16 protein-coding genes are annotated in these 21,949 nt (G+C 34.9%); 3 read left to right on the plus strand and 13 right to left on the minus strand.

The features are described from left to right. Nucleotides 1-14: 14 nt before the first annotated feature. Nucleotides 15-677 carry an RNA methyltransferase gene (locus RMR09_RS06390; protein ID WP_310594964.1) on the plus strand — a complete coding sequence of 221 codons (663 nt, stop codon included), beginning with the start codon at nucleotides 15-17 and terminating at the stop codon, nucleotides 675-677. 107 nt (nucleotides 678-784) lie between these two features. Further along, nucleotides 785-2,398, plus strand: a complete 1,614-nt coding sequence (pafA, locus tag RMR09_RS06395) for an alkaline phosphatase PafA (protein ID WP_310594965.1) — start codon at nucleotides 785-787, stop codon at nucleotides 2,396-2,398. Between the two features lie 68 nt (nucleotides 2,399-2,466). Here the strand turns inward: pafA and RMR09_RS06400 are convergent, their stop codons facing one another. From RMR09_RS06400 to gltB, 7 genes are all read right to left on the minus strand, one after another. Beyond that, complete coding sequence (locus RMR09_RS06400; protein WP_310594966.1) at nucleotides 2,467-2,748, minus strand: hypothetical protein; 282 nt, start codon at nucleotides 2,746-2,748, stop codon at nucleotides 2,467-2,469. After that, nucleotides 2,748-4,721 carry a KUP/HAK/KT family potassium transporter gene (locus tag RMR09_RS06405; RefSeq protein ID WP_310594967.1) on the minus strand — a complete coding sequence of 658 codons (1,974 nt, stop codon included), beginning with the start codon at nucleotides 4,719-4,721 and terminating at the stop codon, nucleotides 2,748-2,750. Before RMR09_RS06405 ends, RMR09_RS06400 begins: the two co-directional genes overlap by 1 nt. A 109-nt stretch (nucleotides 4,722-4,830) precedes the next feature. Further along, on the minus strand, nucleotides 4,831-5,508 hold the full coding sequence (locus RMR09_RS06410; RefSeq protein ID WP_310594968.1) for a response regulator transcription factor: 678 nt from the start codon (nucleotides 5,506-5,508) through the stop codon (nucleotides 4,831-4,833). Further along, the gene (locus tag RMR09_RS06415; RefSeq protein WP_310594969.1) at nucleotides 5,501-6,547 is read right to left on the minus strand and encodes an ATP-binding protein; all 1,047 of its coding nucleotides are present in this window, start codon (nucleotides 6,545-6,547) and stop codon (nucleotides 5,501-5,503) included. Before RMR09_RS06415 ends, RMR09_RS06410 begins: the two co-directional genes overlap by 8 nt. A 116-nt stretch (nucleotides 6,548-6,663) precedes the next feature. Next, nucleotides 6,664-7,881 (minus strand): diaminopimelate decarboxylase, encoded by a 1,218-nt coding sequence (gene lysA, locus RMR09_RS06420; protein ID WP_310594970.1) that lies wholly within the window; start codon nucleotides 7,879-7,881, stop codon nucleotides 6,664-6,666. A 189-nt stretch (nucleotides 7,882-8,070) separates the two neighbouring features. Beyond that, on the minus strand, nucleotides 8,071-9,525 hold the full coding sequence (locus RMR09_RS06425) for a glutamate synthase subunit beta (RefSeq protein WP_310594971.1): 1,455 nt from the start codon (nucleotides 9,523-9,525) through the stop codon (nucleotides 8,071-8,073). A gap of 2 nt (nucleotides 9,526-9,527) precedes the next feature. Next, on the minus strand, nucleotides 9,528-14,045 hold the full coding sequence (gene gltB / locus RMR09_RS06430) for a glutamate synthase large subunit (RefSeq protein WP_310594972.1): 4,518 nt from the start codon (nucleotides 14,043-14,045) through the stop codon (nucleotides 9,528-9,530). Nucleotides 14,046-14,452: 407 nt separating this feature from the next. Between gltB and sucC the strand changes: the two genes are divergently transcribed. Next, entirely contained in the window at nucleotides 14,453-15,646 is a 1,194-nt protein-coding gene (gene sucC / locus RMR09_RS06435; protein ID WP_310594973.1) for an ADP-forming succinate--CoA ligase subunit beta, read from the plus strand. A gap of 78 nt (nucleotides 15,647-15,724) precedes the next feature. On the opposite strand, the gene RMR09_RS06440 is transcribed toward sucC, so the two are convergent. The 6 genes from RMR09_RS06440 to RMR09_RS06465 form a co-directional block, all read right to left on the minus strand. After that, the gene (locus tag RMR09_RS06440) at nucleotides 15,725-16,681 is read right to left on the minus strand and encodes an ion channel (RefSeq protein WP_310594974.1); all 957 of its coding nucleotides are present in this window, start codon (nucleotides 16,679-16,681) and stop codon (nucleotides 15,725-15,727) included. A gap of 6 nt (nucleotides 16,682-16,687) precedes the next feature. Continuing rightward, nucleotides 16,688-17,149, minus strand: a complete 462-nt coding sequence (locus RMR09_RS06445; protein WP_310594975.1) for a DUF1456 family protein — start codon at nucleotides 17,147-17,149, stop codon at nucleotides 16,688-16,690. Nucleotides 17,150-17,190: 41 nt separating this feature from the next. After that, nucleotides 17,191-18,201 (minus strand): dipeptide epimerase, encoded by a 1,011-nt coding sequence (locus RMR09_RS06450; RefSeq protein WP_310594976.1) that lies wholly within the window; start codon nucleotides 18,199-18,201, stop codon nucleotides 17,191-17,193. Nucleotides 18,202-18,212: 11 nt separating this feature from the next. Next, nucleotides 18,213-20,204, minus strand: coding sequence for an excinuclease ABC subunit UvrB (gene uvrB, locus RMR09_RS06455; RefSeq protein WP_310594977.1), 1,992 nt, complete (start codon nucleotides 20,202-20,204; stop codon nucleotides 18,213-18,215). 84 nt (nucleotides 20,205-20,288) lie between these two features. Continuing rightward, the gene (gene rlmF / locus RMR09_RS06460; RefSeq protein ID WP_310594978.1) at nucleotides 20,289-21,242 is read right to left on the minus strand and encodes a 23S rRNA (adenine(1618)-N(6))-methyltransferase RlmF; all 954 of its coding nucleotides are present in this window, start codon (nucleotides 21,240-21,242) and stop codon (nucleotides 20,289-20,291) included. A gap of 33 nt (nucleotides 21,243-21,275) precedes the next feature. Then, nucleotides 21,276-21,938: a thiamine diphosphokinase gene (locus RMR09_RS06465; RefSeq protein ID WP_310594979.1), complete on the minus strand. Its 663-nt coding sequence runs from the start codon at nucleotides 21,936-21,938 to the stop codon at nucleotides 21,276-21,278. Nucleotides 21,939-21,949 lie beyond the last annotated feature (11 nt).

The following is a 21,949-nucleotide window of genomic DNA, read 5'->3' on the forward strand; positions in this document are numbered from 1 at the left end:
CAAAAAAAGAGACAATGATTGATATCGATTACCTTAATTTTCTTGAAAATATTTTGACAGACAATCGAAAAGAACGTTTTTTGAATGTCTTGAAAAATAGAACCAATCATTTTACAATAGCTGTTGAAGATGTTTTTCAAATGCACAATACAAGTGCTGTAATGCGTAGTTGTGAAGTTTTTGGTATCCAAGAATTGAATGTGATTGAGCAACGTTATGGGAAAAGTATCGACAAACAAATTGCGATGGGCGCTCAAAAATGGGTAGATATTCATACCTATGAAACCCCAGCAGCGTGTGTTCAAACGCTACGAAACAAAGGCTATCAAATTATTGCCACTACACCTCACGAAAATGATTGTCTGTTAGAAAATTTTGATATTTCTAAACCTAGTGCTTTGTTTTTTGGAACAGAAATAGATGGTTTGTCGGAAGAAATTATGCGTGAAGCCGATGGTTTCTTAAAGATTCCGATGGTAGGATTTACAGAAAGTTTAAATATCTCTGTTTCGGCAGCAATTATTATTCAGAACTTAACTAACAGACTTCGCAATTCAGATATTGATTGGCAATTATCTGAAGAAGAAATTCTGGAAAAAAGATTGGCTTGGGCCAAGAATTCTATCAAAGACATCAAACGAATTGAAAAACGCTATTTTGAGGAAAATCCAAAATAGAAATCGTTCTTGATGTTATTTTTAAATTAATTTTAGTTAAAAAACCGATTTATTGGAAATAGTTATCCAAATTAATCTGTATTTTTGATTCATAAAATACCTTTTATATGAAGAAATTAGCATTGTTTTTGACTTTCAGTCTTGTACTTACGGTTCAAGCGCAACAACGCCCAAAATTAGTCGTTGGAGTTGTAGTTGACCAAATGAAAATGGAATACTTGTATCGTTTTTCAGATGATTTTTCGGCTAACGGTTTCAAACGTATTATGAATGGGGGTTATACGTTCCATAATATGCATTATAATTATGTGCCCACTTACACCGCTCCAGGACATGCTTCAATCTATACAGGAACGACTCCTGCTACTCATGGGATTGTGGGTAACGAATGGTTCAATCGTGCTACAGGAAAAGAAATGTATTGCACTGATGATGCTAGTGTGAAAACGCTGGGTGATGGAACAGACAAAGAAGGTGCTATGTCGCCTAAAAATTTGCTAAGCACTACCATTACGGATGAATTGCGCATGGCTACTAACTTCAGAGGGAAAGTGATTGGAATGAGTATTAAAGACCGTGGCGCTATTTTGCCTGCGGGCCATTTTGCTAATGGTGCCTATTGGTATAGTAAGACCGGATCTTTTATTTCGAGTACATTTTATGGTGCTAGTTTACCTGCTTGGGTGACGGAATTTAATAACGAAAAGCGTTATATGAATTACATCAATGGCGGTTGGAATTTATTAAAACCAGTGGGTACTTATGACGAAAGTTTAGTAGATGACAACCCGTATGAAGGTAAAATAGATAAAACTACAGGCCCAGTTTTTCCGTATGATTTGAAAAAAATATACGATGAAAAAGGAGCTGATGTATTGCGAACTACTCCTTTTGGTAACGATATTTTGGCAGATTTAGCCATAAGAGCGATTGATAAAGAAAATTTAGGTAAAGATGCTATTACTGATTTCTTAACGGTAAGTTTCTCTTCAACTGATTATGTTGGGCATACTTTTGGACCCCGTTCTATGGAGTTGCAAGACACCTATTTGCGATTGGATTTAACTTTAGCTAAGTTCATGACCTATTTAGATCAAACGGTTGGAAAAGACAATTATGTGTTGTTTTTAACGGCCGATCATGCAGGAGCCGAAAATCCTAATTATTTAAAGGATAACAAATACAATGTGAAAAATGTACCAGCAAAAAATGTTGATGCAGCTTTGAGAAAATTTTCAACGGAAACTTTTGGAGCTGACTTGATCTTGAATTATTCTAATTTCAATTTGTTCTTTAATAAACCAGTATTAAAAGAAAAAGGTTTAGACTTGGCAAAAGTAAAACAAAGTTTTAAAGACTTCTTAATGACGCAAGACCAAGTGAAACGAGTATATACTGAAGAAGAAATTTTAGCTTCAACAGGCGATGATTATTTCTTGAGTTTTATTGCCAAAGGCTATGATCCAAAACAAAATGGAGATATCTTTATTTTGGACAAAGCGGGTTATATGGAATACATCGAAACAGGAACAACACACGGTTCGCCAAATAGTTATGACACTCATGTACCCATGCTTTTTTATGGTTGGGGAATCAAAAAAGGAAACTCACATACCAAAAAACACATTACTCAAATAGCACCTACGCTTTCGCAATTATTAAAAATCCCATTTACCAATGGTACTGAATCGGAAGTTTTGGAAGAGTTATTTGTGAAATAAAACTTTTAGAATTTAGTTGATATAAAAAATCCCGTTCTGATACAGAACGGGATTTTTTGTTTTGAGGACTAAATAGTATTGAGATAAATAATTGAATCATCTTCCAAGAACCGTACACTCAAAATGTCTCGGTGTTCAATAAGTTGTCCAATTAAAAAACCAAATTGATCTCTGCCAAATTTTGTATCGACAGCAGTAAAATGCCACTTTGTTATATATTCCTTATTTCCTCTGAAATAACCAATAAATTTTCCTTTTAGAACTTCATGGTTTTTCAATTCAATTTCAATTGATCTATTACTATGATTAAAATACTTTTGAAAGAGAGCCAATGATGAATCAGGTTTCATTAGTGTCTAATTTTTCGATCTAATTTGATATTGGTAATGGGTTGGTATACCAAAGGAATTTGTTCCACTTCAACATCAGATTTCTCTAAACCAAAAGCTTTTTCATCACTTAAGCCCATTCGTTTTAGTAAGAAATAAGAATTAAGGATCATGCCTTCACGTAATGCAAATTCATTCTCTATAGATAGAAATTTTTCAATAACAACAAATTTAAAATCGGGTTCGCTATTGTATTTACTGGATCCATCTGGGCGAATATGTAAATTCAATTCTTTATTGGCTACCAATTCTTTGACAATATTTTTGAAATACAGTTCTGTTTTTGGCTGAATTCTAAATCCTACGTTAATATTTACTTTTATTACCTTGTCGTCAACCAATTCGGACACGTCATAAGATAGCGTAAAAGGATCTTCCGTACGATTCAAATGTAGAAACCAATAGACATCGGCACGTTTAGGTTTTTTAGCAAAAATTGATTTCATGATTTTTTCTTCAATCTCATGACGTCTATCGGCTTTGGATAAGTAAATTAAATGAGTAGCAAATTTTGGTATGGCATCGTCTTCACTAAGTTCGGTTAGGGTACTGCTGTATTTGCCTAATTCAACAAATTTGGTGAATCTATTGTTGATTTTTCTAGCGAAAAACCAAACGTACATTACTGTAAAAATGAAGAGTTCAAAAAACAAGAACATCCATCGTTCTTTAATTTTGGCAACATTGGCAATGAAAAAGGCAATCTCGATAGTACCAAAAATACTTAAGAACAAAATGACTTTTAGTTTGTTCCATTTCAACCTATAATTGATAAAAAAGCTTAGTAAGTAAGTTGTCATCAACATGGTAATCGTAATAGAGAATCCATAAGCGGCTTCCATGTGCGCACTTTCTTTAAAATACACCATCATTAAAATACAACCAAACCATAAAATGGAGTTGACACTTGGAATATAGACTTGTCCTTTGCTGTCGCTGGGTTGCTTTACGGTTACTCTTGGCCAAAAATTCAGGTTCATACCTTCGCTGATTAACGTAAAACTTCCACTGATTAAAGCTTGTGATGCAATAATGGTAGCGCATGTAGCAATAATGATACTAGGTAATAAAAACCAGGTTGGAATGATTTCAAAAAACGGATTTCTACCATTTAATAGATTTTCTCCTTGGTGCATCAACCAAGCAGCTTGTCCTAAATAGCAGGTTACTAAACTTATTTTTACATAAATCCAAGTAATTCGAATGTTCTTAATCCCGCAATGACCTAAATCAGAATATAAGGCTTCAGCTCCAGTGGTACAAAGAAAAACAGCTCCTAATAGCCAGAAACCATTTGGGTAATTTAGTAAAAGATTGTATCCATAATACGGATTTAAGGCTTTTATTATATCGGGATGGATTGCAATTTCATGTAATCCAACAACCAATAGCATGGTAAACCAAACTGCCATTATAGGGCCAAAAAATTTTCCTATAACATGAGTTCCAAATCGTTGGAAGAAAAATAGTAATGATAAGATGGCGACTACAATTCCTATCGTTAAAGTGTTTCCTGGAATGATAGTATTTTCAAGGCCTTTCACCATTCCAAGGCCTTCAATTGCTGTAGAAACCGAAATAGGAGGGGTGATAATTCCATCAGCTAATAAGGTAGTTGCTCCGAGAATAGTCGGAATAACTAATTTTTTCCCAAAGCGTCTCACTAAAGCATAAAGAGAAAATATTCCACCTTCACCATGATTGTCAGCACGTAGTGTCAGCCAAACATATTTTATTGTGGTTTGAAAAACTAAAGTCCAAAAAATACAGGAAACTCCACCGTAAACTAAAGTTAAATCGATGGGTCTATCTCCAATTACAGCTCTTAATGCATATAATGGGCTGGTACCAATATCTCCATAGATGATTCCAAGTGCCACTAAAAGAGAGGCAGCAGTTACTTTACTTGCCACTCCATTTTTTGTTGTATTCATTATTGAATTTGTTAAAAATTATATGATACAAATTTCAATAAAATGGTATTGGCAGAATGTAAAGATGTAGCGGTTAGATATAAAGATTTTATAAAGATTTTATAAAGATTTAGCTAAAACGGTATCCCACACCACTTTCAGTAATGATGTGTTTGGGCTGATTTGGATTTTCTTCAATTTTTTTGCGTAGCGTGGCTACAAACACTCGCAGGTATTGTGTTTCTGTTTGATAACCTACTCCCCAAATTTCTTTTAAAATGTATTGATGTGTTAGCACTCTCCCTTCATTTTTCATAAAAAGGGCTAGTAAATTAAATTCGGTAGCAGTAAGTTTCAGAGTTTCATTATCTCGTTTTATGATTCGTGCGACAAAATCAATTTCTAAATTTCCAGATGTTAATAGGCTATTATCATTTTGAGTTTGATTTCTTCGAATCACGGAACGAATTCTAGCCAATAATTCGGCTGTTCTGAAAGGTTTAGTAAGATAGTCGGTTGCTCCATTGTCTAAGGCTTTTACAATATCCTCTTCGCTGTCTTGAACAGAAAGAATAATAATGGCTTTGTTGTACCAAGTTCGGAGCTCTTTAAGGATTTCGTGACCACTTTTATCAGGGAGTCCTAAATCCAATAAAATGAGTTCAGGCGGGTGATTCACTGCTAAAAGAATACCTTCTTTTCCTGTTTCAGCAAGCCAAACTTTGTATTCATTACTTTCTAAAGTGATTTCAAGTAATTTACGAATGGGTGCTTCATCATCAATAACTAATATTTCAGCTTTATTCATTTTTAAGGTAGTTTAAATATGAAGTTTCGGTGGGTATAGTTATTGTGAAACAAGCCCCCGAATTGGGAATATTTTTTAATGATATAGTGCCATTGTGCGCTTCTACAAAACCTTTTACAATCGATAAACCAAGTCCACTACCACCTGTTTTTGTGTTGGGTAATCGATAAAATTTATCAAAGGCAAATTCAATTTCGCTTTCGGGAAAACCATTTCCAGTGTCAGAAATAGTAATGATACAGTTTTCTGATTGATGTGTTGCTGCAATTTTTATTATGGATTTCTTAGGTGTATATTGAATGGCATTCAAAACTAAATTTTGAATAATTTCTTCGATTAATCCTGTATCTAATTTGAATAAAGGTAATTTTTCATCAGGAACAAAATCAATATTGTGTTCATTTTTAACCACGGCAATTTTTTCAATCAAAGAATAAATCAATTCGTTCAAATCACACCAATCTTGTTTTGTTTTCAAGGTTCCCGTTTCTAACCTACTCATATTGAGTAAATTTTCAACTTGTCTATTCAATCGAATACTAGCTTTGTCAATTTCTTCTAATAAAACGGTTTGGTTATTTTCGGAGAGTTTGTTTTTGTTTTCTTTCAGAGTATCAATTGCACCAATTATTGTTGCAATTGGAGTTCGCAGTTCATGAGAAAGTGAATTGAGTAAAGTATCATACAGTTGAATTGTTTTTTCTTTTTCTTCTTTATCTCTAGCCTTATTTTCGGCTTCTCTAATTTTATAAGTAAGCACTGCGTTAACTAATGCAATAATGAGGTACATTAAGAACAATAGAATATCTTCAGTATTTGTAATATGAAGTGTAAATAAGGGTTGGATGAAAAAATAATTCAGAATTAACCCACTCAAAAAAGCAGTTATTAGCACAGGGATGATGTCGAATAACATTGCCGTAACTGATACAGTCATGAGTAATATCAAAGCTGTAATTCGATAATCAATGTGATTGGATAAAAAAAAACAAATTAGAGAAACAGATACTACTAATGTAATACTGATTAGGCATTGCATTATTATTGATTGTTTTTTTGTTTGGAGCTTATTCAAAATAATTTATTTTCCTTTTCAAATATAACGATAAATGAAATAAAAAAATCCCGTTCTAATCAGAACGGGATTTTTTTATATTAAACGCTTGCAGCGACTGGCAATGGAATTTGGTTGCGAAGTAAATCTTCAAAAGATTCTTTGGCACGAATCAAATGGCCTTGACCATTCATCCATAAGACCTCTGCAGGTTTGTATCTTGAATTGTAATTTGATGACATAGAGAAGCAGTAAGCGCCTGCATTTTTGAAACAAAGAATATCACCTTCGTTAATTTCAGCAATTCGTCTATTGTTAGCAAAAGTATCCGTTTCGCAAATGTATCCCACTACCGAGTAAAAACGCTCTTTTCCTTCAGGATTAGAAATGTTTTCGATATGGTGTTGTGAACCGTATAACATTGGACGAATCAAGTGGTTGAATCCACTATCTACCCCTGCAAAAACGGTAGAAGTAGTTTGTTTTACTACATTCACTTTCGCCAAGAAGAATCCCGCTTCACTCACTAAGAATTTTCCAGGTTCAAAAATTAATGTCAAATCTTTTCCATACTCCGTACAGAAATCGTTGAAACGTTTCGATAATTTTTTACCTAACTCTTCAATATCAGTTTCGATATCATCTTTTTTGTAAGGTACTTTGAATCCGCTTCCAAAATCTAAGAATTCTAAGTTTTTGAAATTTTTAGCCACATCAAATAAGATTTCAGCAGCATACAAGAACACTTCGATATCCAAAATATCTGATCCTGTGTGCATGTGAATCCCTACTATATTCATTTTTGTATTTTCTACAATACGAATTAAGTGTGGTAATTGGTGGATTGAAATACCAAATTTACTATCAATATGACCTACTGAAATGTTGGTGTTTCCACCTGCCATTACGTGAGGATTGATACGAATACAAACTGGAGTATCAGGATATTTGGTTCCAAATTGCTCTAGAATTGACAAGTTGTCAATATTGATTTGAACTCCCATAGCCGCTACTTCTTCAATTTCTTCTAAAGAAACACCGTTAGGAGTAAAAAATATTTTTTCAGGAGCATATCCTGCGTGTAAACCTAATAATACCTCTTGAATAGAAACGGTGTCTAAGCCAGAACCCATATCTCTCAATAATTGAAGAATGGCTACATTAGACAATGCTTTCATTGCATAATTAATGCGAAGGGTATCTACTTTAGAAAACGCTTTAGTCAAACGGTTGTATTGCGATTGTATCTTTTCGGCATCATAAACATATAAGGGGCTACCAAATTGTTCTGCTAATTGTAATAAGTCTTTTCCTTGCATTGGATTCTAATTTTGAGCAAATTTATAGTTCTTTATCCTCACAAACAAATAAAATCTAAATGTTTAACAAAATATAACAAAATGTTTGTTTTTGAACATTAAACGTTGTTTTTAGTGTTTTTGTAAAATAAACATCCCTTGATATAAAATACCAAGGGATGTTAGTAGTAGTGTTGTGTTGTTTTGGTTTTACAAACTAGGTAAGTCTCCGTTACCTTTTGTTGGTAGATTAGTTGATCCCATTAAGAATAAATCTACTTCTCTAGCCGCTTCACGACCTTCAGAGATAGCCCAAACAATTAACGACTGTCCTCTTCTCATATCACCAGCAGTGAAAATGTGAGGTACATTCGTTTGGTAGTTGGTTGCTTTGTAATTCGTTCTAAAATCAGTTTCGATGCCTAATTGCTCGCTTAACGTTTTCTCAGGACCTGTAAATCCAAGTGCCAATAACGCTAAGTCACAAGGCCATATTTTTTCTGAACCTTCTTTTTCAATTAATTCAGGGCGTTGTCCTGGAACAATTTTCCATTCTACTTCTACTGTTTTTAAAGCAGTTAATTCGCCTTTATCATTGGTAATAAATTCTTTGGTATTAATCAACCAGTTTCTGTTACAACCTTCTTCGTGAGAAGACGAAGTTTTCAATTGTAACGGCCAATAAGGCCAAGGAGTAGATTCGCTTCTTCCCACTGGTGGTTTTGGCATAATCTCAAAATTAGTTACTGATTTGGCTCCTTGTCTGTTTGAAGTACCGACACAGTCAGAACCAGTATCTCCACCACCAATGACAATTACATCTTTACCAGTAGCTAACACTTGGTCAGGAACAGATTCTCCCCAAACTACTTTAGTTTGTTGAGTCAAGAATGTCATGGCTTGAACTACACCTTTAGCATCGGCACCTTTTGTTGGTAAACCTCTTCTTTCAGTAGCTCCACCACAAAGTACAACCGAATCAAATGCATTCAATTCATCAACGCTGAAGTTTACTCCAACGTGTACATTGGTTTTGAAAGTAATTCCTTCTGCTTCTAAGATAGCTACTCGTCTGTCTATGATTCCTTTTTCTAATTTGAAGTTTGGAATTCCGTAACGCAATAAACCTCCAATAGCATTATCTCTTTCAAACACTGTTACAGTATGACCGGCACGGTTCAATTGTTGTGCTGCAGCTAGTCCTGCTGGTCCAGAACCTACAACCGCTACAGTTTTGCCTGTTCTTTGTGCAGGAACTTGTGGTTTAATCCAACCTTCAGCAAAACCTCTTTCGATAATATTTTTCTCAATATTCTCAATAGCAACTGGTTCTTTGATAATTCCAAGTACACATGATTTTTCACATGGTGCTGGGCATAATCTTCCAGTAAATTCAGGGAAGTTATTGGTTGATTGCAAGATGGCTAAAGCGCTTTCCCATTCTTCTTGGTGTACCATGTCATTAAAATCAGGAATTAAATTTCCTAACGGACATGAACTGTGACAGAACGGAATTCCGCAATCCATACATCTTGAACCTTGTTCTTTTATTTTTTCTTTCGATAACGGAATGGTAAATTCATTGTAATTAGAAACACGTTCTACTACAGCTACATTACTTTCGTCCGCTCTACTATATTCTTTAAATCCACCTATCTTTCCCATGACTATTGTGCTATTAATTCTTCAACTTTATTTTCTTCTGCCAATCTTTGTAATGCTTTTTTGTAATCTGTTGGCATCACTTTGATAAAGTGTTTTTGTTGATTTTCCCAATCCGCTAAAATTCGTTTCGCTAATGGGCTATTAGTATACATAGAATGATTTTTAATCAAACGTCTCAATTTTGTAATATCTTCTGCTTCGTTTTCTTCGAAAGCTACCATTTCCATATTGCAAACAGTGGCATCGAATTTTTTCTCAGGGTCGTATACATAAGCAATACCACCACTCATACCTGCAGCGAAGTTTCTACCTGTTTTACCTAAAATGACTACGTTACCACCTGTCATGTATTCACAACCGTGATCTCCAATTCCTTCTACAACTGCTGTTGCACCAGAATTACGTACCGCAAAACGTTCTCCTGCCATACCATTGATATACGCTTCACCAGTAATCGCTCCGTAAAGAGCAACGTTACCAATGATGATGTTCTCTTCTGGTTTGAAAGTAGCTGTTGGTGGTACTTTGATGATTAATTTACCACCTGAAAGTCCTTTTCCTAGGTAATCGTTACAGTTACCATGGATTTTGAATGACAATCCGTTCGTAGCAAATGCTCCAAAACTTTGTCCAGCGGAACCTGTAAAATCCACTAAGATCGTATCGTCTGGTAAACCTTGCGCTCCATAAATTTTAGAAATTTCGTTACTTAAAATTGCACCAACTGAACGGTCTGTATTCTTGATATTGAAAGTAACTCTTGTTTTCTCTTTTCTATAGATAGAAGGGATAGCCGCTTTGATGATATCAAAATCCAATACATTTTCTAAAGCGTGGTCTTGAGTTGTAGTATTATGATTTGGAACTACGTTTGCTTTTTCTGGTTTGTACAAAATAGTTGATAAATCCAAACCATTCGCTTTGTAATGATCGATCGCTTTGTTCACATTTAATTTTTGTGATTGACCTACCATTTCTTTCAAGGTTCTGAAACCTAATTGCGCCATGATTTGTCTTAATTCTTCAGCAATAAAATACATGAAGTTAATTACATGTTCAGGAGTTCCTTTGAAATTCTTTCTTAATTCAGGATCCTGTGTTGCAATACCTACTGGGCAAGTATTCAAGTGACAAGCTCTCATCATAATACAACCTGAAGCTACTAATGGAGCAGTTGCAAATCCGAATTCTTCAGCTCCTAATAAAGCAGCAATAGCTACGTCACGACCTGTTTTTAATTGTCCGTCACACTCTAAAACGACACGACTTCTTAAGTCGTTTAGAATCAAAGTTTGTTGTGCTTCGGCTAATCCCAATTCCCATGGAATACCTGTATGTTGTAATGAAGTCAATGGTGCAGCACCAGTTCCTCCATCATATCCTGAAATTAAGATGACGTCAGCTTTTGCTTTGGCAACACCCGCAGCAATAGTTCCAACACCCACTTCAGAAACTAATTTTACGTTCACACGTGCCTCACGATTGGCATTTTTCAAGTCAAAGATCAATTGTGATAAATCTTCAATAGAATAAATATCGTGGTGTGGAGGAGGAGAAATTAATCCTACATAAGGAGTTGAATTTCTAGTTTCTGCAATCCAAGGCACTACTTTTTCTCCAGGAAGCTGTCCACCTTCACCAGGTTTTGCTCCTTGAGCCATTTTAATTTGGATTTCTTTAGCGTTAGTCAAATAGTTAATTGACACACCAAAACGACCTGATGCTACTTGTTTAATAGCACTATTTTTAGAGTCACCGTTTAATTCTTTTTGGAAACGTTTTGGGTTTTCACCACCTTCTCCAGAGTTACTCTTACCACCAATTCTATTCATGGCAATCGCTAAATTCTCATGTGCTTCAGAACTGATTGATCCATAAGACATGGCACCCGTTTTGAATTTTTTAACGATTTCTGTCCAAGGTTCTACTTCGTCAATAGAAATTGGATCTAAATTATTGAATTCGAATAAACCTCTAATGGTCATCAAGTTTTTACTTTGATTGTTTACCATATCAGAGTATTGTTGGTAGGCTTCTGGGCTGTTCAAACGAACTGCTTGTTGCAATTTAGCAATAGTAGTTGGGTTGAACATGTGTTTCTCACCTGATCTTCTCCATCTGTAAATACCACCAATTTCCAAAGGTAATAAGTTGGCAATTTTAGAATTCGGAAACGCTTTTTGATGTCTTTTCTTGATTTCTTTTTCTACTTCCATCAAACCAATACCTTCAATTCGAGAAGGAGTGAAAGGGAAATATTTAGTGCTAAACGATTTGTTTAAACCTAGAATTTCGAAAATCTGAGCCGCTTTGTAGGAATGTAAGGTAGAGATACCAATTTTATTCATAATCTTAACGATTCCTTTTGCAATAGCTTTATTGTAGTTTGTAATAGCGTAATCTGCTTTTACTCCTGTGATATGTCCTTCATTTACTTGGTCATGAATAATTTCATTTACCATATAAGGGTTAATAGCACTTGCACCGTATCCAAATAATAAAGCAAAGTGGTGTGGTTCACGTGGTTCAGCAGACTCAATTATAATACCGAATTTAGAACGAACACCTAATTTATTTAAAGTATGGTGAATGTAAGAACATGCCAATAACATTGGGATTGGAGCCAATTGTTCAGTAACTCCTCTATCTGAAAGGATAACAATATTACATCCTTCAGAAACCGCTTTATAAGTAGCTTGAATGCATTTTTCTAACGAACGTTCTAAACCGTTAACTCCTTTTTCTATTTTGTATAAAGTAGAAATGGTAACTGATTTAAAGTCGGCGTGATCAATGTTTCTTATTTTGTCCAAATCCTCGTTTGAGATAACTGGATTTTGAATTTTGATTTTTTTACTGTGTTTTTCGTCAATATCAAAAATATTGAAATCACCACCCACAGCTAAACTAATATCAGTAATGATTTCCTCACGAATACCATCCAAAGGTGGATTAGTCACCTGAGCAAATAACTGTTTGAAGTAGTTGTATAATAATTGTGGTTGTTCTGATAAAACTGCAAGAGGTGTATCGTTACCCATTGAGCTGATAGCTTCTGCGCCTTTCGCTCCCATTGGGTTGATAATAGTTTTCAAATCCTCAATAGTGTATCCAAACAAACGTTGTCTTGTATGGAAATCAACACTTTCAGTAGGAATAGGGTTGTTTGTATAAGGGATTTGAGCCAATTGTACTAAGTTGCCATCCAACCATTTTTGGTAAGGACGTTTGGTAACAACGGCATTTTTAACTTCCTCATCTTCAATAATTCGGCCTTCATTCATGTCTACCAAGAACATTTTTCCTGGCTCTAGACGACCGTGTTGAATTACATCTTCTGGATCGATATCTAATACACCAATTTCTGATGACATGATTACGAATCCACTTTTTGTTAAAGTATAGCGAGAAGGACGAAGTCCATTTCTATCTAATAAAGCACCAATTACATTTCCGTCAGTAAACGGAATAGAAGCTGGACCATCCCAAGGTTCCATGATACAAGAGTTGTATTCGTAGAATGCTTTTTTCTCTTTAGACATGGTTTGGTGTTTTTCCCAAGCTTCAGGAACCACCATCATCATTGCTTCTGGTAAAGAACGCCCAGTCATCAATAACAATTCAACTACCATATCCATAGAAGCTGAATCTGATTTTCCTTCTAATATAATTGGGAATAATTTTTTGATATCGTCTCCAAAAATTGGACTTTCCATCAACTCTTCACGTGAACGCATACGGCTCACATTTCCTCTTAATGTATTGATTTCCCCATTGTGACACATGTATCTGAATGGTTGAGCCAAATCCCAAGAAGGGAAGGTGTTGGTAGAGAAACGTTGGTGAACCAAAGCTAATCTGGTAACCAAATCAGTATCAGTTAAATCAGTATAATATCTACTAATGTCTTCTGGCATCAAAAGACCTTTATATATAATAGTAGTTGTAGATAAACTTGTGAAGTAGTATTTATGGCTTTCTGAAGTTTTTGAATTACGGATAGCATGCTCCGAAATTTTTCTTGCTGCAAATAATTTGGCATTGAATTCTTGTTCTGTAAGATTCAAGCCGTTTTTACCAACGAATACTTGTTTGATAGTTGGTTCTTTCTCTGCAGCCACCTGTCCTAAATTAGACACGTCAACTGGCACCTCTCTCCAACCTAATATTTGTAAATTTTGATCTTGAATACATTTTTCAAAAGTGTTGACACAAAAATCAACTTGATTTGGGCTTTTAGGTAAAAAAAGCATACCCACAGCATACTCACGAACTTCAGGTAAATTGAAATCACATACTTTTTTGAAGAAAGCGTCCGGAATATCAAATAAAATTCCAGCTCCATCTCCAGTTCTTCCATCGGCACTTACTGCACCACGATGCTCTAACTTTATTAGGATGTCAAGTGCTTTGTGAATAATATCATTCGACTTAATTCCATTCAAATTACAGATAAATCCTGCACCACAATTGTCGTGCTCAAATTCTGGTAAATAAAGGCCTTGTTCTTTAACTTTCATGCTTGATAATTTTTTTACAAAATTAAATATTTCGTACTATTTACCGAATTCAAAACCCCTTTTCGGTTGATTTTTACCAAAATAATAGAAAACGCTTCTATAAATGAAGATATTGTTGTTAAAAGGTGATTGGATTGAGGTATTGATAATTGGGAGAGCTAAAATTGCCTTTAAAATGCCGATTTTCAACTTAAAAACAGAAATATAACAGAATGTTATTTTTTGTAACAAATTAGTTTGTTTTATTTAAATTTTATTAAAAAAGTACTGATTTTGGCAAAGCTTAGAATATAATTCGGATTCTATCGGTTTTTAATGAAAAAAAAATATTATATGTATATTATTTTGTTATTTTTGTAGCACTTTTATTCTGAAATAATTTCAGAGAAGCAGACAAATTCTTAATTATGAACATACACGAATATCAAGGAAAAGAAATTCTATCTAGTTATGGAGTTCGCATTCAACGCGGAATTGTAGCTAATAGTCCAGTAGAAGCTGTTGCTGCAGCGAAACAATTAACTGCCGAAACCGGAACAGGTTGGTACGTAGTTAAAGCACAGGTTCACGCAGGTGGACGTGGAAAAGGTGGTGGAGTGAAATTAGCTAAAAACTTGCAACAAGTGGAAGAGATTTCTGAGCAAATCATCGGAATGCAATTGGTAACACCACAAACTTCTGCAGAAGGTAAAAAAGTACACAAAGTTTTAATTGCTGAGGATGTTTATTATCCAGGTGAAAGCGAAACTTCTGAGTTTTATGTATCTGTTTTGTTAAACAGAGCAACAGGTCGCAACATGATTATGTATTCTACTGAAGGTGGAATGGATATCGAAGAAGTGGCTGAACATACACCTCATTTAATTTTCACTGAGGAAATTGATCCTGCTGTTGGTTTACAAGGATTTCAAGCAAGAAGAGTAGCTTTTAATTTAGGTGTTTCTGGAAATGCTTTCAAAGAAATGGTTCAATTCATTACTGCTTTATATAATGCTTATATCGGTTCTGATGCCTCTATGTTTGAAATCAATCCAGTATTGAAAACATCTGACGATAAAATTTTAGCAGTTGATGCTAAAGTAAATATCGATGATAACGCTTTATACAGACAAAAAGCATATGCTGACATGCGTGATATCCGTGAGGAGAATCCAATTGAAGTAGAAGCAAAAGAAGTAGGGTTGAACTATGTTGACCTTGACGGAACTGTAGGATGTATGGTAAACGGAGCTGGATTAGCAATGGCTACTATGGATTTAATTAAATATGCAGGTTTTGAACCAGCTAACTTCCTTGACGTAGGTGGTACTGCTGATGCAAAACGTGTTGAGACAGCTTTCCGTATTATCTTAAAAGATCCTAACGTAAAAGCAATCTTAATTAATATTTTTGGTGGAATTGTTCGTTGTGACCGTGTGGCACAAGGAGTAGTTGATGCTTACAAAAATATGGGTGATGCTATTAAAGTGCCAATCATTGTTCGTTTACAAGGTACGAATGCTGCTATTGCAAAAGAATTAATTGATAATTCAGGAATGCCAATTTTATCTGCTGTTGAATTTCAAGAAGCAGCTGACCAAGTTCAAGCGGCACTTTCTTAATTAAATTAAATAGTTATAAACAAAAAAATCCTGAGCGAAAGCTCAGGATTTTTTTGTTTATAATGTGAACTGGTTATTTTAAAGATTCACTCTTTCGAAAAGATTGAGTCGGTCTATATGTAATACAGTTTTAGAATCGTCTTCACTTCGGGTAAACATAGGGGCAAATTTTGCACCATAAATGATTTCTTCAAATGTATACGATGTTCGTCTAACTACATTTGTACTATACATGTCATCAAACATCTTTGTGAAAACAATTAATTCTCCTATTGTATTCTTGTATTCTTTTTCTTTGAAACCATATAAAGGACTATCTTCTGTAATTGGATGTACTAAGGTCCAACTTAAGGTCAAAGCATTCACTTTGTTCATTTCTAAATCTAAAGTGAAAAATTTATTGGTTATAACTCCATTTTCTTCAATATGCATTCCTAGAGTTATTTTTACTTCGGCCTCTGATAAATTGGTGTTTTTATAGGGTGAAATTCGCAACATCAAGGCTGTTCTACCTTGATACGGTGCGATGATTGCGTTTTTAGAAAAAAGTACGTGTGCTTTAGGTTTACTAAATCTTCCGTACAATAAACCGGTAGCAATAGCAAAACTTAATAAGCCAAGTAAAGCTTCAATTGCTGCTACTGAGCTAGTTAAGAAACCCTTTGGACTAATGTGTCCATAACCTACAGTAGTATAGGTTTGAACACTAAAGAAATAGGCCTGTCCAAATTTATCTAATCTAGATAGAGCAGTAATTCCATTTAAATGCTCAACCCCCAATATAAAGTAGATGGAGGCAAATACAAAATTGATTGTGAAATAAAAAAGAAATACAATAAACAAAAACTTCCATCTTGGAATAGTAATCATGGTGTGGTACCAACTAATACTATCGAAAAAAGAAACGCCAGTTTTACGCACATTTGCATTACCATTTTTTGTAATGAAACGTCCCCCATAGCTTGAAGAATTACTTCCAAAGCCGGTATTTTTGTCTATTCGTATTTTTGAGTTTAATTTTTTTCGAAGGGGCATTAGAGATTAGTTTTTCTTATTTTTTCCGTTTTTAAATTGAACTTTTTCAACTACTTGTACTTTTGGGGTTGCTTTGGAGTTGTTTTTCTTAAATGGTTTTTTTGCTCCAACCGACTTGGGTTTTTGATCTCCTCTTGCTTTTTCAGTATCTCTTGGACTAGTTTTAAACTCAGGTCTGTCTTTTGTGTTTTCTTTCTTAGGGATTTCAGCTTTATGTTTGGCTAAAACATCAGTAGGATTTTTAGGATTTTCTTTTGTTCCTCTTAAATGAATTACCAAACCATTCAAGAAATTACGTAACACTTGGTCACCACATTCCATATAATTCTCGTGTTTTTCATCACGGAAGAAAGCACCTAATTCTGATTTTGAAATTCTAAAATCAACTAATTCTAAAATTTCAACTATTTGGTCATCACGGAGCATCAAGGCGACACGTAATTTTTTAAAGATATCGTTATTGGTCATATTTTTATTTTTTACAAAGGTACATTTAAAAAGTATTTAATTTAGAATAAACGAACACCAGTTCCATTGCCTTTGGCATAACTGATTTTTCCAAACTCCATCGTAATTCCACTAGCGATATCTTCTTTCAAAAGTAAGGCTCCGTCCATATCGACATAATCTAATTCGGGCAATAAATGGGCGATAGCAGATATTCCCACCGTTGATTCGGTCATACAACCTACCATGGTTTTTAAACCTAATTGTTTTGCTTCTTGAAGCATACGTCTGCCAGGAGTAAGTCCGCCACATTTGGCTAATTTAATATTTACCCCATGAAAATGGTGGAAACATTTGGATACATCTTCTTCTTTGATACAACTTTCATCCGCTACAATTGGTAAAACGGAATGTGTAAACACTTCTTTATGTCCGTCCCAATCATCTGCTTTTAGAGGCTGCTCTAAAAATTCAACCCCTAACTTTTTTAGTTCTATTGCATTAGTAATGGTTTCATCAACTCCCCATCCGCAATTAGCATCTATTCTAAAAATAGCAGTACTGTGTTTTCGAAGTTCCTTTACAATAGCAATATCTTCTTGGGTTCCCAATTTGATCTTGTAAATCGGCCAGGGTAATTCTTCCATTTTAGCGACCATTTTTTCTATAGAAGCGATTCCAATAGTATAATCAGTCAATGGATTTTTATCTGTAGTGTAACCCCATAATTCATAGAGTTTCTTTCCTTTTTTACGAGCATATAAATCGTTATAGGCAATATCCAAAGCACACAAAGCAAATAAATTGTCTTTTAAATAAGGATGGATTTTGTGCCAAAATTCTTCTGGAGTTTCATCTCCCGAAGACTCAATAATTGGTCTAATTTTTTCCAAATCAGCTAGCATCATTGGAACGGTGATATTGTAATAGGGATTGGAAGAAGCTTCTCCATATCCCTCCAATTCACCTTCTTTTAAAATAACAATGACACAGGGTTGGATATCAATTGATTTCCTAGAAATAGTAAAAGTATGTTTTAGTTGAAGGTCGAAGGCTTTTAGTAATAATTCCATATTCAACACATTTAAGAGGCTTGATCTTGCAGTTTTTTTATTTCATCACGCAATTTTGCGGCTTGCATAAAGTCCAATTCTTTAGCTGCTTTTTCCATTGATTTTCGCTTTTCGCGAATCAATTTATCAATTTCAGATTTGGATAAATAAGCCGTTTCTGGTTCGGCCGCTACATTTAAGTTATGTCCTAATTCGTATTCCACCAAAGGATTTTTGGTAAAAGCGGAATCAATTTTTTTATTCAAAGCTTGAGGAACTTGATTGTTCTCCAAGTTGAAATTAATCTGTTTCGTTCTTCGGTAATTGGTTTCGTCAATGGTTTTTTGCATGCTGTCGGTAATCTTATCCGCGTACATGATAGCTTTCCCATTCAAGTTTCGTGCAGCACGGCCAATAGTTTGTGTTAACGAACGATGGCTTCTCAAAAAACCTTCTTTGTCTGCATCCAAAATAGCTACTAGAGACACCTCTGGTAAATCCAGTCCTTCACGTAATAAGTTAACTCCAATCAGCACGTCAAAAATACCTTTTCGCAAATCTTGCATAATTTCGATTCGCTCTAAAGTATCCACATCCGAATGAATATAACGGCAACGAATAGATACCTTGGTTAAATATTTAGCCAATTCTTCTGCCATACGTTTCGTCAAAGTGGTTACCAAAACTCTTTCGTCTAATTCACAACGTTGTTGAATTTCTTCAATCAAATCGTCAATTTGATTCAAACTTGGACGTACTTCAATAATGGGATCCAAAAGACCTGTTGGGCGAATCACTTGTTCAACAACGACTCCGTCTGTTTTTTGCAATTCATAATCTGCAGGGGTAGCCGAAACATAGATAACTTGATTTTGCATTGCCTCAAACTCCTCAAATTTCAGCGGACGGTTGTCCATAGCCGCAGGTAATCGAAAACCGTATTCGACTAAATTTTCTTTTCGGCTCCGGTCGCCGCCGTACATGGCATGAACTTGCGATAGGGTTACGTGACTTTCGTCGACCACCATCAGATAATCTTTTGGAAAATAATCCAATAAACAGAATGGCCTAGTGCCAGCTTCACGTCCGTCAAGGTAACGAGAATAATTTTCGATACCCGAACAATAGCCTAATTCTCTAATCATTTCCAAATCAAAATTGGTGCGTTCTTCGAGACGTTTGGCTTCTAAATGTTTGCCTATTTCTTTAAAATAATCGACTTGTTTGACCAAATCTTGTTGGATTTCCCAAATGGCATTTTGTAATACATCTGGCGAAGTCACAAACATATTCGCGGGATAAATCGTTAGTTTCTCAAATTTTTCTAAAACTTGAGCGTTTTTGACATCAAAACTTTCGATTTCTTCGATTTCATCTCCAAAAAAGTGAATGCGAAACGCCTCATCAGCATAACTTGGAAAAACTTCCACCGTGTCGCCTTTAATTCGGAAGGTTCCAGGGGTAAAATCAGCCTCGGTACGGGCATATAAACTCTGAACCAAACTGTGTAATAATTTGGTTCTCGAAATCACTTGATCCCGTTCAATTGCGATGACGTTTTTTTGAAATTCTACCGGATTCCCAATACCGTATAAACACGAAACAGACGCTACCACTAGAATATCTCTACGACCAGAAAGGAGGGAGGAAGTGGTGCTTAAACGCATTTTTTCGAGTTCTTCATTGATAGATAAATCTTTTTCAATAAAGACTCCAGTTACCGGCATAAAAGCTTCGGGTTGGTAGTAATCGTAGTAAGAAACAAAGTATTCTACTGCATTATTAGGAAAAAATTGTTTGAATTCTGAATACAATTGTGCCGCCAAGGTTTTATTGTGTGCCAAAACCAAAGTAGGTCGTTGCACTTCTTGAATGACATTGGCTACCGTAAATGTCTTACCAGATCCCGTTACTCCTAATAAAGTTTGGAATTGTTCGCCGTCATTAATCCCTTGAGCTAATTTTTTAATAGCTTGGGGTTGGTCGCCTTTGGGTTGGTAATCAGATACTACTTGAAAATTCATTTGGTAAAGATACTTAATTCAATCCAAGACACAAAAGTGGCATAAGAACCTAATTTGTAATTAAAATTAGTGTTTGTTTTTAATCTAAAATTGCCACGCTTTTTGTTGGTCAGCAGTCATAAAAGTCCAAGCTACAAAACGACTTGTTTTTTGGCCTTGAGCCATATCAATAGTTTTAATTTCGACTGCATTTACTTTATTTAATGTTTTGTAAATGGTTGCGAGGTGTTCTTTTTTCGAAACTAAAGTAGTGAACCACAAACAATTTAAAGGGTATTTGACACTTTCGTAAATCATTTGGGTAATAAAGCGTAGTTCACCACCGTCACACCATAGTTCGCTATTTTGTCCTCCAAAATTTAGAGTAGCTTGTTTCGTTTTTTGTTGTTTTAGATTCGAAATTTTGCGGAGAGTCCCTTTATTAGCTTCTTCTTCTGATTTATGAAAGGGAGGATTACAAATGGTAAAAGTAAATCGGTCTTCGGGAGTGATGATGTTTTTGAAAATAAATCGTGGTTCAGTTTGTAATTGTAAACTAATTCCATCAATTAGTTGGGAATTATTTTGAATGATTTTTTTGCAATTTTGAATGGCCTTTTCATCAATATCTGTCCCCACAAAACTCCAACCATAAGAGCTATTTCCTATTATCGGATAGATACAGTTAGCTCCAATACCGATATCTAAACCTTGAACAGTTTCGCCTTTTGGAATAACTCCGTTATTGCTTGAAGCTAAAACATCTGCTATATAGTGTATATAATCAGCGCGTCCTGGAATAGGCGGGCAGAGGTAATTTTTTGGAATATCCCAATTTTTAATTCCAAAGTGAAAGGCTAATAAAGCCTTGTTTAACTCTTTTACTGCTTCTGGATTTGCAAAATCAATAGTTTGAATTTGATATGTATTGGTAAAAACAAAAGATTGAAGTTCAGGACAAATTGCTATTAATTGTTCAAAATCATAGCCTGAATTGTCGCGATTTCTAGGATGTAAATTTTGTTTTTTTGGACTAATTGTTGCGGGTTGTTTTTCCATTTATATGCAAAGATACTCAATCTCCAGTTGATATTAATCAATACATTCCATGAGTAATAAATCTCCTTCTTCGTGTTCAATGGTCACTATGCCATCTTGAGTTACATGATTACTACTTCCTGTTCGATAGCCTATGGTAAGGGTATCATCTTGAAGTGGATAAAATAAATTGGAAGAATGAATGCCTGTAACATGACCTATTGGAATCAAAGAAATGGAGGTCTGGGCAGGATACCATTTTTCGAATTTTTTGGGTAGTAAAAACACTTTGGAGTGGTCGTCTAAAATAACAATTTTCAACACATCCCGGTAACGTGTGATATTGGTAATGTTGGTAATCGTATGGTCAGCTCTTTTTCCTGTTGCCCATACTACATTTACCGCTGGAATGTTTCGTGAAATTAGATAATCAAAAGCCTTTTCTAAATCGGTTTTGTTTTGATCGGGTGTATGAATAATTTCAATAGGAAATTGTGTCGTTTGATACTTTTCTGGATTAAAGTCTCGATCAAAATCACCTAATAAAACATCTACTTTTATGTCTAATTCCATCACTCGTTCTATGGCAGAATCGAGTACTATAACTAATGGAGACCACTCTAATAATTGTCCTAGCAATTCAGGTTGGCATGCGGCGCCATTAGCAATGATTAGAGCAGGTTCTTGATCGTCTCGAACGATATGATGTGAAGACATTTTGATTTTTT

Origin of the sequence: Flavobacterium sp. (assembly GCF_031537875.1) — a bacterium.
Classification (GTDB): domain Bacteria; phylum Bacteroidota; class Bacteroidia; order Flavobacteriales; family Flavobacteriaceae; genus Flavobacterium.